Raw genomic sequence first — 13,523 nt, 5'->3', positions numbered from 1 at the left:
TGCTCTTTCTCTTGCCTCTCGGCTTGTTCTTTCAAAAATGCAAGATGCTGAACTTCTTTTTCTTTAGTTAAGAGATTCATTCCTTGAGATTTTCGTATTAAATCCAAATGTTGCAATTCACTTTTTTGTTGAAGAATTTCGTTCTCTTTTTGTTTAATATCTAGTTCTCTTTTTGTTTCCAAATTAGCTATTGCTTTTTGGGAATCTATAGTGAATATAGAATCAGTTAACTTTTTAAATTTAACATATGCCTCGTAAGCCAATTGGAAGTCACCTTTTTTTGTATATACATCCGATAAAGTTTTGTAAATATAAGAACGTCTTTCCAATTCACCAAATTCTTGAAGTATTTCTAAACCTTTTTGCCCATATTCAATTGCTTTATTCGTATTATACTCAATATTTTCTAAAGCGGGATCATTTATTTGAGTTAAATACAAATTACTAATATTACCATAGATACTCCCTATACCATAACCATAGCTGACATCTTCATAAATTTTTAAAGCTCGATTGAAATTCTCCAAAGATTTTACATACTCTTTTTTTTCATGATATATCAGCCCCATCTTTTGAAGATGACCAGATATCCCTTGTAAATTTCCAATTTCTTCGTTAATAGTTAGAGACCTTTGTAAATATTCTAAAGATTTTTCAAAATTAGATTGATGATGATAAATTGTACCTATATTGCCGAGGTTATTAGCCATATTTAATTTTCTTCCAAGTCTTTCATTAATTTCAAGTGCCCGATAATAATAATCCAATGCTTTGGTATAGTCTAACTGCTTTTGATAAAGAGTACCAATATTTCCAAGATTCATAGCAATGTTATCATATGCTCCTATTTCTTCGCCAATTTTTAATGATTTGAGATAATATTCGAGTGCTTTTGGAAGATTTGACAAAGCAGCATAAACTGTAGCAATATTGCCCATATTATTAGACATATTCATCTTCCGTCCAAGTTCTTCATTAATATCATAAGCTTTTTTATAATACTCGAGCGCTTTTGGATAATCTGATAGAGATTCATAAACGATACCAACATTACCAAGATTATTAGCTACACCGGATTTGTTTTCCAGTTCTTCATTAATTTTCAGAGATTTATGATAATATTCAAGTGCTTTGGGGTAATCTGATTTGCTAATATTATTTGTTCCAAGCGAATTATAACAATCAGCTTCGCCTTTTTTCCATGATAATTTTTTTGCAAGTTCTACTCCTTGCTTCCCATATTTTATTCCTGTGTCTGGGTCAATTCGATAATATTCGAAAGATAAATCAGCGAGCAATTTCACATGATTTGTGTCCTGCTTTGCTTTTGGCAACTCCGCTTTCAGCGAATCTATTCTCGCTTGTCCCTGAAGTTGTGCAAAGCTGATGTTTACTGTTACAAAAAACATTACGAAAAATATAATCAAATTTCTCATATCCTTACCCCTATTATTGTTATGTCGTCAATTTGGTGCTTGTCCCCTTGATGAGCTGCCAGTTCGTTATTTAATCTTTTATATTGTTCTTTTAGAGGATTTTCGGCAATTGATTCAAGTAATGCCAAAAAGCGGCGGGTGCTGAACTTTTTGCCGTCTTCGTTCATCTGGTCGGCAAAACCGTCGGTGGTGAGGTAGAGTGTAATATTTTCTGATTTTTCGATTTCAACAGAATTGAATTGATATTCATCATTCTTTGTGCTACCGGCTATGCCCCGTTTGTCGGTTTTGATGATTTCCAATGTGCCATTCTTGAGATACAAAGGTCGACCGGCACCTGAAAACTTAATCTTATCTTGATGAATGCAGAGTAGTGCGACTTCCATTCCGTCGCGAATATTGTTTTCAGCTAATTTTTGATTTAATACTTCTGTTACTTTTTCATTTATATATGTAAGTATTTCTGCCGGGTCGCTTAATCTCTTGCCAAGAACGGCATCATCAAGAGCAGTTGAGGCAATCACAGTCAGCATCGCTCCTGGAATGCCATGACCTGTACAATCAATAGCTGCCAAAAACTTGATACCTTCAACCTCTTTAAACCAATATGAATCACCTGAAACAATATCTTTCGGTTTGTAGAAAATTAAAATATCTGAGAAAGCAGCATTGATTATACTGTCCCATGGTAAAATCGCCTGTTGAATTGTAGCGGCGTATTGGACAGAAGAATAAATATGGTCATTTTTTTCTTGAAGTATGAACTTTTGCTCCTCGACAATTGCTTTTTGAGATTCGACAATAGTCTTCTGCTTTTCAATTTCAGCGTTTTGAAGTGCAAGCTCATCGCTTAGCTTTCTCTTCTCCCTAAAACGAATAAAGGCAAGGGCAAAAGCACCAAAAAGCACAATCACACCACCACCAAGCAGATAAGATTGAAACTGCTGTGCTTTTTTCTCGGTCTGAAGAATTACAATTTCGGCATCTTTAAGTTCATTTTCTCGTTTTGCTTCAAGATTTGCAATTTCTTTCTGTTTATCCATATTAAACACTGAGTCTTTGAGTTTCATGTGTTCTTGTAATGCCTCAAATGCTTTATCTGAATTGCCTTTTTGTTTATATGCTTCTGAGAGGTTTTTTAAATAAGTTGATCTAATATGTAATTCCCCAATTTCTTCAAATATTTTAATCGCTTCGAGTGTGTAATCTATCGCTCTATTGAGATTTATTTCTTTATTTAGACTTACAAGAATTGTGCTTTCACTTATTTGAGATAATACCGTATCTTGGGATAACTTATAATATAATTCTCCCATATTACCAAGATTATACGCTTCGACTCTTTTGTTTCCCAGTTCTTGATTAATTTTAAGAGCTTTATGAAAATATTCTAAAGCTTTCGGGTAGTCGGATTGAGAAGAATATAAAAGACCAATATTTCCAAGATGCCTGGCAACGCCAGATTTATTTACCAGCTCTTCATTAATTTTAAGGGCATTATGAAAATATTCAAGTGCTTTGGGGTAGTCCGATTGATTTGCATAAATAATCCCAATATTTCCAAGATTTGTAGCAACACCAGATTTCCTTCCCAATTCTTCATTAATTTTCAAAGCTTTCAAATAATACTCCAATGCTTTCGGGTAGTCGGATTTATTTTCGTAAATAATGCCAATATTTCCAAGCTGTCTTCCTATTCCAGATTTATCTCCTAACTCTTCACTGATTTTCAGAGCTTTATGATAATATTCTAATGCTTTCGGGTAGTCGGATTGAGAAGAATATAAAAGACCAATATTTCCGAGATTTGCTGCTTCTCCAGATTTTTTTCCCAATTCCTCATAAATTTTCAAAGCTTTATGATAATATTCTAATGCTTTTGGGTAGTCGGATTTTTCATCATAATTTGTACCCAAAGAATTATAACAATTTGCTTCACCTTCCTTCCAGCCTAAATTTTTCGCGAGTTCCACTCCTTGCAAACCATATTCTATTCCTTTGTCCGGGTCGATAGAATATAATTCAAAAGATAGTTGCTCAAGCAAATTCACAGCATTTGTGTCTTGTTTAGCTTTTGGCAGTTTCGCTTTGAGCGAATCAATTTTCGCCTGCCCTTGAAGTTGAGCAAAGCTGATGTTTACTACTGCACAAAACATTACGGATAGTATTATCAATTTTCTCATATCCTCACTCATTATTGTTATATCATCAATTTGGTGCTTGTCACCTTGATGAGCTGCCAGTTCGTTATTTAATCTTTTATATTGTTCTTTTAGAGGATTTTCGGCAATTGATTCCAGTAATGCCAAAAAGCGACGGGTGCTGAATTTTTTGCCGTCTTCGTTCATCTGGTCAGCAAAACCGTCGGTGGTGAGGTAGAGTGTAATATTTTCTGATTTTTCGATTTCAACAGAATTGAATTGATATTCATCATTCTTTGTGCTTCCGGCTATGCCCCGTTTGTCGGTTTTGATGATTTCCAATGTGCCATTCTTGAGATACAAAGGTCGACCGGCACCTGAAAACTTAATCTTATCTTGATGAATGGCGAGTAGTGCGACTTCCATTCCGTCGCGAATATTGTTTTCAGCTAATTTTTGATTTAATACTTCTGTTACTTTTTCATTTATATATGTAAGTATTTCTGCCGGGTCGCTTAATCTCTTGCCAAGAACGGCATCATCCAAGGCTGTAGAGGCAATTACAGTTAGCATTGCTCCGGGGATACCATGCCCTGTGCAATCTATGACTGCCAGAAACTTCACTCCGTCCACTTCCTTGAACCAATACGAATCTCCGGAAACAATATCTTTGGGCTTGAAGAAAACCATGACATCACTAAAAGCCTTGCCTAATGTAGCGTCCCACGGCAGTATCGCATTCTGAATTGTTGATGCATACCTAATTGATGCGTAGATTTCCTCACTTTTTTCCTCTACTAATAATTTCTGATTTTCAATTTCATTATTTTGAATTGCAAGTTTGTCGCTCAATTTTTTCTTTTCGCGAAACCTTACAAATACAATCAGGAATAATATTATAAATACAATAGCACCTGCTATAAAGCCATTGCGCACCAGTTTTTGCCGTTGCATTTCTTGTGCAGCTACTGCATCTTTTTTGTCTTGCTCGGCTTTGGCGGCAGCTTCTTTGCGGTTAAATTCATATTGCATATCTATTTGCACCAGCTTTTTGGTATTCTCTTCATTAAAGATGCTGTCGCGTGCCACAATCATAAGCTCATAATATTGCAGGGCTTTATCGCTGTTGCCCATGGCTTTGTAGCTAGTGTACAGGCATTGGCAGGCGTTTTTTTGCCATTCTAAAGCACCAGTTTCTTCGGCAAGTGTTAGGGCTTTTTGGCAATAGTTTAGCGCGAGGGTGTTCTTGCCTTGTTTTTGGTAGAGCATGCCAATACTACCCAGGCTAATTGCGATGCCGTTTTTATCCCCCATTTCTTCCTGAATCGCCAGACTCTTTTCATAGTATTCCAAAGAGCGGGGGTAATCGGCTTGGGTAGAGTAAATGTCGCCAATATTGCCAAGGTTGTACGACAACCACTGCTTATTACCAAGTTCTTCGTTTAATACTCGAGCCTTTTCGTAGTATTCCAAGGCGCGGGGGTAATCGGCTTGGATATTGTAAATCATGCCGATATTATTCAGGCTACCTGCGATGCCTTTTTTATCCCCGATTTCTTCCTGAATCGCCAGACTCTTTTCATAGTATTCCAAGGCGCGTGGGTAATCGCCTAGGCTTTGGTAAATCAAGCCAATATTCATCAGGCTCCCTGCGATGCCGTTTTTATCACCGCTTTCTTCATCAATCGCTAGACTCTTTTCAAAGTATTCCAAGGCGCGGGGGTAATCGGCTTGGATATTGTAAATGAGGCCAATATTGTTCAGGTTCATCGCCAACCACCGCTTATTACCTAGTTCTTCGTTTATTACTCGAGCCTTTTCGTAGTTTTCCAAGGCGCTGGGGTAATTGCCTTGTTGGTAGTTTGCGGCGCCTTGAAGGTTATAGCCTTGGGCTGATGCATTTGGGTATCTGTGCTTTTTTGCATAAGCGTGCAGAGCCTCGGCTAGTATTGTGGCCGAGTCGGGCTTGGAAAAGAGGTAGCCGTCCCAAATGTAATCGTTGTAAGCGGTAACGCGGTTGGAGTCGGGTTGGGATTTGTTGTTCCAAACACCTAAGAGTGAGTCTAGGTTTTGGGCGTTTGCGCCCGTCATCCCCAAAAAAGAGATGGACAATAAAATAGCGAGGGTAATAATTGCTTTTCTCATATCCTCACCCCTATTATCGTTATATCATCAATTTGCTCTCGGTTGTCGCGGTGATTGTTAAATTCTGTTTCGAGCAATTCGTGTTGCTCGGGAATTGGCTTATCGGAAATTGATTCAAGTAATGCCACAAAGCGGCGGGTGCTGAATTTTTTGCCGTCTTCGTTCATCTGGTCGGCGAAGCCGTCAGTTGTTAGGTAAAGAGTTTTGCCCTCGGTTCTTTCGATTTCAATTGAGTTGAATTGGTAATAATCATTTTTTGTACTGCCTGCAATGCCACGTTTGTCGGTTTTGATGATTTCGAGTGTGTCATTTTTGAGGTAGAGCGGTCGCCCGGCACCTGAAAACTTAATCTTATCTTTATGAATGGCGAGTAGTGCGACTTCCATTCCGTCACGGATATTGTTTTCAGCTAATCTTTGATTTAATACTTCTGTTACTTTTTCATTTATATAGGAAAGAATTTCTGCCGGGTCGCTTAATCTTTTGCCAAGAACCGCATCATCCAGAGCTGTAGATGCAATTACAGTCAGCATTGCTCCGGGAATGCCGTGCCCTGTGCAATCTATGACCGCAAGGAACTTGACTCCGTCCACTTCTTTGAACCAATATGAATCACCGGAAACAATATCTTTCGGTTTGTAGAAAATTAAAATATCTGAGAAAGCAGCATTAATTATACTGTCCCATGGTAAAATCGCCTGTTGAATTGTAGCGGCGTATTGGACAGAAGAATAAATATGGTCATTTTTTTCTTGAAGTATGAACTTTTGCTCCTCGACAATTGCTTTTTGAGATTCAACAATAGTCTTTTGTTTTTCAATTTCAGCGTTTTGAAGTGCAAGCTCATCGCTCAGCTTTTTCTTTTCACGGAAACGAATAAATGCAAACAAGAATAAAATTATAAAAACAATTACGCCTGCAATAAAAAAGTTTCGTTGTAAATTTTTTGCTTTTAGCTCTGCATTTTGTATCTCTTTTTCTTTATCCAAAGACTCGATTTGAGTTGACTGAAGTTGAATTTGAGTCTCAGTCAATGTCAAGAGTTGCTCTTTCTCTTGCCTCTCGGCTTGTTCTTTCAAAAATGCAAGATGCTGGAGTTCTTTTTCTTTTTCAGCTAAATTAATTTTTTGATTCTTTTGAATTAATTCTGCATTGAACAATTGGTTATCTTTAATCAACAATAGATTTTCTTTCTGCTTTATTTCTAACTCTCTTTTGGATTCTAAATTTGCCAATTCTTTTTGCTTATCTATAGAAAAAATTGAATCTCGCAGCTCTTTATAGTCTTTGTATGCTTCGAATGCTTTTTTGTAATCGCCTTTATCTGTGTAAGCATCAGATAATCTTTTTAAAGTTTTTGATTGATTGTCAGATTCGCCAATTTCTTTGAGTAAATCAATAGATTTAAGAGAGTATTCAATCGATTTATTGAGATTTAGTTCTCTATTGAGACTTAAAAGATTGGTACCTTCACTTATTTTTGATAAAACCGTATCTTGAGATAAACTGTAATATAAAACCCCAATATTTCCAAGATTAAAAGCTATGCTCACTTTATCTCCCAGCTCCTCATGAATTTTAAGAGCATTATGATAAAAGTCTAATGCTTTTGAGTAGTGCAATTGAGATGCATAAATCATACCAATATTTCCGAAATCACGTGCCATATTAATTTTCACACCTAATTCCTCATTAATTTTTAGTGCTTTATGACAATATTCAAGTGCTTGGGGGTAATCAGATTGATAGAAATAAGTCATACCAATTCTCAAAAGGTTTGAAGCTATGCGGGATTTACTTCCTAATTCTTCATCAATTTTAAGCGATTTATGATAATAATCAAGTGCTTTGGGGAAATCAGATTGACGTAAATAAATCTTACCAATATTAGAAAGATTATTTGAAATATTAGTTTTTCTACCTAATTCCTCATTAATTTTAAGAGCTTTATAAATATATTCTAATGCTTTAGGGTAGTTCGCTTGAATGGAGTAAACAGTTCCAATATTGCCAAGATTATTAGCAATATTAGTTTTTCTACCTAATTCCTCATTAATTTTAAGAGCTTTATAATGAAATTCTAATGCTTTAGGGTAATCCGATTGACCGGAGTAAATATTACCAATATTACCAAGATTACTAGCTACACCTGATTTACTACCCAGCACTTCATAAATTTTAAGAGCTTTTTGATAATATTCGAGCGCTTTTAAGTAATCCGATAAGTATCTGTAAACTATTCCAATATTGTTTAAATTTCCAGCAGCTTGTTGTAAATAATCAATCTCCTCATTCAATTCCAGTGCTTTGTGGTAAAAATCCAACGCTTTGTGGTAATCGTTGAGCTCGGCATAATTTAGCCCAATAGAGTTGTAACAGTTAGCTTTACCAAATTTCCATTTTAGTTTTTCAGCAAGTTTTAGTCCTAGCTCGCCATATTTAATGCCTTCATCAGGATTAATTGAATTGTATAAAAATGATAAATCAGCCAATAAATTCACTGCATTAGTATCCTCCTTCATTTTGGGTAGTACCATAATAAGGGAGTCAATTCTTGCCTGACCACGCAACTGGGCTAAGCTAATATTTACTACTGCACAAAACATTACGGATAGTATTATCAATTTTCTCATATCCTCACTCCTATTATTGTTATATCATCAATTTGGTGCTTGTCACCTTGATGAGCTGCGAGTTCGTTATTTAATATTTTATATTGTTCTTTTAGAGGATTTTCGGCAATTGATTCCAGTAATGCCAAAAAGCGGCGCGTGCTGAATTTTTTGCCGTCTTCGTTCATCTGGTCGGCAAATCCGTCCGTAGTTAGGTAAAGTGTAATATTTTCTGATTTTTCGATTTCAATAGAATTGAATTGATATTCATCATTCTTTGTGCTACCGGCTATGCCCCGTTTGTCGGTTTTGATTATTTCCAATGTGCCATTCTTGAGATACAAAGGTCGCCCGGCGCCGGAGAACTGAATTTTATCTTGATGAATAGCAATTAGCGCTACTTCCATTCCGTCGCGTGTTTGATTTTCTGATAAACGTTGATTGAGCACGTCTGTTACTTTTTCATTAATATATGTAAGAATTTCAGCCGGGTCGCTTAATCTTTTGCCAAGAACCGCATCATCCAGAGCTGTAGATGCAATTACAGTTAGCATCGCTCCCGGAATGCCGTGCCCCGTGCAATCTACGACCGCCAAAAACTTGACTCCGTCCACTTCTTTGAACCAATACGAATCACCTGAGACAATATCTTTGGGCTTGAAGAAAACCATGACATCACTAAAAGCCTTGCCTAATGTAGCGTCCCACGGCAGTATCGCATTCTGAATTGTTGATGCATACCTAATTGATGCGTAGATTTCCTCACTTTTTTCCTCTACTAATAATTTCTGATTTTCAATTTCATTATTTTGAATTGCAAGTTTGTCGCTCAATTTTTTCTTTTCGCGAAAACGTAGGAAGGCAATACCAAAAGCCCCTAAAAGAACTATCGCTCCACCGCCAAGCAAGTATGATTGAAACTGTTGCGCCTTCTTCTGCGTATTTAAAATTGTTATTTCAGCATCTTTTAATTCATTTTCGCGAATCGCTTCGAGATTAGCAATTTCTTTGGATTTGTCCATGCTGAAAATGGAATCATTCATAATAGTATATTTTTCGTGATATTCAAGAGCTTTTGCCGGTTCATTTAATTTTTTATATGCCTCATATAAATTATGAAATATTTTAGGTTGCAATTCAGCAAGTCCAATACTGTCGGCAAGATGTTCTGCTTCTTTCGCAAATTGCAATGCTGACTGATAGCTGTTTTCTATTTTACTGTCAACTAAATAATCTTTCGATTCTCCTATTGTTCTTACAGAATCGTACATTTTTGCTTGATTTATATAATTACCGGCAAGCATATTTAAAGTATAAGCAGTCTGCCTATGATTCTGAATTTCAATATTTAATTTTAATCCTCGTTTTAAATAATCTAATGATTTATCAAGTTCACCCATTGATGTGAATAATGAACCCATATTTATTAAATTATTTGCAATTCGTGATTTATTCCCCAACTCTTCATTAATTTTCAGAGCTTTATGATAATATTCTAATGCTTTCGGGTAATCTGATTGTTCGGAGTAAATATTACCAATATTAGCAAGATTTGAAGCTATACCGGATTTATTTCCCATCTCTTCATTAATTTTAAGAGCTTTATGTAAATATTCTAATGCTTTCGGGTAATCTGATTGTTCGGAGTAAATATTACCAATATTACCAAGATTATTAGCTATATTTGGTTTCCTTCCCAATTCTTCATTAATTTTCAGTGCTTTATGAAAATATTCTAATGCTTTTGGGTAATCTGATTGAGAGCTGTAAATAACTCCCATATTTCCAAGATTATTAGCTATGTTTGATTTCTTTCCCAATTCTTCATTAATTTTCAAAGATTTATGAAAAATTTCTAATGCTTTCGGGTAATCAGATTTTCCAACATTATTAGTTCCAAGGGAATTATAGCAGTATGCTTCGCCTTCTTTCCAGTCTATTTCTTTTGCGAGTTCTAAGCCCTTTTCCCCATACTCAATTCCTGTGTCTGGGTCAATTCGATAATATTCGAAAGATAAATCAGCGAGCAATTTCACATGATTTGTGTCTTGCTTTCCTTTTGGTAATTCCTTAAGAAGCGAATCAATTTTCGATCGTCCACTCAATTGAGATTTTGCTGTATTTATCATAAATACAAGTGTTAGAATTAATATTAATATTCTCATAACCGTACCCCTATTATTGTTATATCATCAATTTGGTGTTTTTCACCTTGATGAGCTGCCAGTTCGTTATTTAATCTTTTATATTGTTCTTTTAGAGGATTTTCGGCAATTGATTCCAGTAATGCCAAAAAGCGGCGGGTGCTGAACTTTTTGCCGTCTTCGTTCATCTGGTCGGCAAAACCGTCGGTGGTGAGGTAGAGTGTAATATTTTCTGATTTTTCGATTTCAACAGAATTGAATTGATATTCATCATTCTTTGTGCTACCGGCTATGCCCCGTTTGTCGGTTTTGATAATTTCTAATGTGCCATTTTTTAAGTAGAGCGGTCGACCGGCACCTGAAAACTTAATCTTATCTTGATGAATGGCGAGTAGTGCGACTTCCATTCCGTCGCGTGTTTGATTTTCTGATAAACGCTGATTGAGCACGTCTGTAACTTTTTCATTTATATATGTAAGAATTTCAGCCGGGTCGCTTAATCTTTTGCCAAGAACCGCATCATCCAAGGCTGTAGAGGCAATAACAGTCAGCATTGCTCCGGGAATGCCGTGCCCCGTGCAATCTACGACCGCCAAAAACTTGACTCCGTCCACTTCTTTGAACCAATACGAATCACCTGAGACAATATCTTTGGGCTTGAAGAAAACCATGACATCACTAAAAGCCTTGCCTAATGTAGCGTCCCAAGGCAATATCGCATTTTGGATTGTAGAAGCGTACCGAATCGATGCATAAATTTCTTCGCTTTTCTCCTCTACTAATAATTTCTGATTTTCAATTTCATTATTTTGAATTGTAAGTTTATCACTCAATTTTTTCTTTTCTCGAAAACGTAGGAAGGCAATTCCAAAAGCTCCCAGAAGAACGATTACTCCGCCTCCCAACAAATACGATTGAAATTGTTGTGCTTTTTTCTCTGTATTTAAAATGATGATTTCAGCATCTTTAAGCTCATTTTCCCGTTTTGCATCAAGATTTGCAATTTCCTTTTGCTTATCCATCGAGAATACAGAATCTTGCAAGGTTTTAAATTCTTTGAATGCCTCAAATGCTTTTTTGTAATCACCTTTTAGTTCATAAGCTTCGGAGAGGTTATTTAAAATAAATAATTGATAATACAATTCACCGATTTCTTGGTATAGATTAATGGCTTGTTGAGAATATTCAATAGCTTTATTCAAATTAATCTCTTTATTTAGCATTAATTGCAAATTGTTTTCACTGTTCACCATATTTGAATCTTTAGATATTTTTAAATACAGTCCTCCAATTTGTCCCAAACCTAAAGCAATTCCTGATATACGTCCTATTTCTTCGTTAATTTCAATTGCTTTATGAAAAAACTCAAGTGCTTTTGGGTAGTCGGATTGCGTCATAAAAATATTACCAATATTTAAATGATTACTTTGAATCCCATATTTATTACCCAGTTCTTCATTAATTTCAAGTGCTTTATGATAATACTCTATAGCTTTTGGGTAGTCAGATTGTGAATTATAAACAACTCCAATAGCTTCAAGATTATATGCAATCCAATTTTTATTGTCTATTTCTTCATTAATTTTAAGTGCTTTGAGGTAATACTCTAATGCTCTATATCCGTCAGATTGGTCAGAATAAATCATTCCCATATTGTGAAGAGTGCCCGCAATTCCTCGTTTATTTTCTGTTTCTTCATGAATTTTAAGTGCTTTGTGATAATACTCAATAGCTTTTGGATAGTCGGATTGAGAATAATAAATCATTCCAATATTTCCATGAATTAGTGAAACTCCAGATTTATTCTCCAATTCTTCAAACATTTTAAGTGCTTTGTGAAAAGATTCAAGAGATTTGAGATAATCGGATTGGTAATAATAAGCAAGTCCAATATTATTAAGGAAACCTGCGACATTTTGTTCATTCCCCAATTCTTCATTAATTTTTAGTGCTTTGTGATAATATCCAAGAGCTATAGTGTAGTCGGATTTATCCATAAAACTATCACCTAATGAGCTATAACACCTTTCTATACCTTCTTTCCAACCAATCTTTTCAGCAAGTTTTAGTCCTTGCTCGCCATATTTAATTCCTTCATCAGGGTTAATTGAATTGTATAAAAAAGATAAATCCGCGAGCAAGTTGACATGGTTAGTGTCCTGCTTTGATTTTGGCAACTCCGCTTTCAGCGAATCTATTTTCGCTTGTCCCTGAAGTTGTGCAAAGCTTATGTTTACTGCTACAAAAAACATTACGAAAAATATAATCAAATTTCTCATATCCTTACCCCTATTATTGTTATGTCGTCAATTTGGTGTTTTTCGCCTTGATGAGCTGCGAGTTCATTGTTTAATATTTTATATTGTTCCGATAGTGGCTTATCGGCAATTGATTCGAGTAATGCCAAAAAGCGGCGGGTGCTGAATTTTTTGCCGTCTTCGTTCATTTGGTCGGCAAATCCGTCCGTAGTTAGGTAAAGTGTAATATTTTCTGATTTTTCGATTTCAACAGAATTGAATTGATATTCATCATTCTTTGTGCTTCCGGCTATGCCCCGTTTGTCGGTTTTGATGATTTCCAATGTGCCATTCTTGAGATACAAAGGTCGACCGGCACCTGAAAACTTAATCTTATCTTGATGAATGGCGAGTAGTGCGACTTCCATTCCGTCGCGAATATTGTTTTCAGCTAATTTTTGATTTAATACTTCTGTTACTTTTTCATTTATATATGTAAGTATTTCTACCGGGTCGCTTAATCTCTTGCCAAGAACGGCATCATCCAAGGCTGTAGAGGCAATTACAGTTAGCATCGCTCCCGGAATGCCGTGCCCCGTGCACCTTACGACCGCCTCAAAACTTGACTCCGTCCACTTCTTTGAACCAATACGAATCACCTGAGACAATATCTTTGGGCTTGAAGAAAACCATGACATCACTAAAAGCCTTGCCTAATGTAGCGTCCCAAGGCAGTATCGCATTCTGAATTGTTGATGCATACCTAATTGATGCGTAGATTTCCTCTACTTTTTTCCCTCTACTAATA

At 36.0% G+C, this 13,523-nt stretch carries 6 protein-coding genes; all 6 read right to left on the bottom strand.

What is annotated here, in order from left to right; all coding sequences use genetic code 11:
* Positions 1 to 1,436, bottom strand: a 1,436-nt coding sequence (locus M9949_13860) for a tetratricopeptide repeat protein (protein MCO5252488.1), incomplete at its 3' end; no start/stop codon positions are given.
* Positions 1,433 to 5,722: a tetratricopeptide repeat protein gene (locus M9949_13855; protein ID MCO5252487.1), complete on the bottom strand. Its 4,290-nt coding sequence runs from the start codon at positions 5,720 to 5,722 to the stop codon at positions 1,433 to 1,435. The genes M9949_13860 and M9949_13855, both read right to left, overlap by 4 nt.
* The gene (locus M9949_13850) at positions 5,719 to 8,355 is read right to left on the bottom strand and encodes a tetratricopeptide repeat protein (protein MCO5252486.1); all 2,637 of its coding nucleotides are present in this window, start codon (positions 8,353 to 8,355) and stop codon (positions 5,719 to 5,721) included. The genes M9949_13855 and M9949_13850 overlap by 4 nt, the downstream gene beginning before the upstream one ends.
* Positions 8,352 to 10,499: a tetratricopeptide repeat protein gene (locus M9949_13845; GenBank protein MCO5252485.1), complete on the bottom strand. Its 2,148-nt coding sequence runs from the start codon at positions 10,497 to 10,499 to the stop codon at positions 8,352 to 8,354. The genes M9949_13850 and M9949_13845 overlap by 4 nt, the downstream gene beginning before the upstream one ends.
* Positions 10,496 to 12,757: a tetratricopeptide repeat protein gene (locus M9949_13840; GenBank protein MCO5252484.1), complete on the bottom strand. Its 2,262-nt coding sequence runs from the start codon at positions 12,755 to 12,757 to the stop codon at positions 10,496 to 10,498. The genes M9949_13845 and M9949_13840 overlap by 4 nt, the downstream gene beginning before the upstream one ends.
* Positions 12,754 to 13,413: a serine/threonine-protein phosphatase gene (locus M9949_13835; GenBank protein MCO5252483.1), complete on the bottom strand. Its 660-nt coding sequence runs from the start codon at positions 13,411 to 13,413 to the stop codon at positions 12,754 to 12,756. The genes M9949_13840 and M9949_13835 overlap by 4 nt, the downstream gene beginning before the upstream one ends.
* Between the last annotated feature and the right edge of the window lie 110 nt (positions 13,414 to 13,523).

It is taken from the genome of Candidatus Kapaibacterium sp. (assembly GCA_023957315.1).
Classification (GTDB): domain Bacteria; phylum Bacteroidota; class Ignavibacteria; order Kapaibacteriales; family UBA2268; genus PGYU01.
This window is presented reverse-complemented; position numbering and strand designations above follow the sequence as displayed.

What these genes read in the sequence shown, in the direction of transcription:
- M9949_13855 (MCO5252487.1), bottom strand. Translation starts at nt 5,722, where the DNA reads ATGAGAAAAGCAATTATTACCCTCGCTATTTTATTGTCCATCTCTTTT.
- M9949_13850 (MCO5252486.1), bottom strand. Translation starts at nt 8,355, where the DNA reads ATGAGAAAATTGATAATACTATCCGTAATGTTTTGTGCAGTAGTAAAT.
- M9949_13845 (MCO5252485.1), bottom strand. Translation starts at nt 10,499, where the DNA reads ATGAGAATATTAATATTAATTCTAACACTTGTATTTATGATAAATACA.
- M9949_13840 (MCO5252484.1), bottom strand. Translation starts at nt 12,757, where the DNA reads ATGAGAAATTTGATTATATTTTTCGTAATGTTTTTTGTAGCAGTAAAC.
- M9949_13835 (MCO5252483.1), bottom strand. Translation starts at nt 13,413, where the DNA reads ATGTCATGGTTTTCTTCAAGCCCAAAGATATTGTCTCAGGTGATTCGT.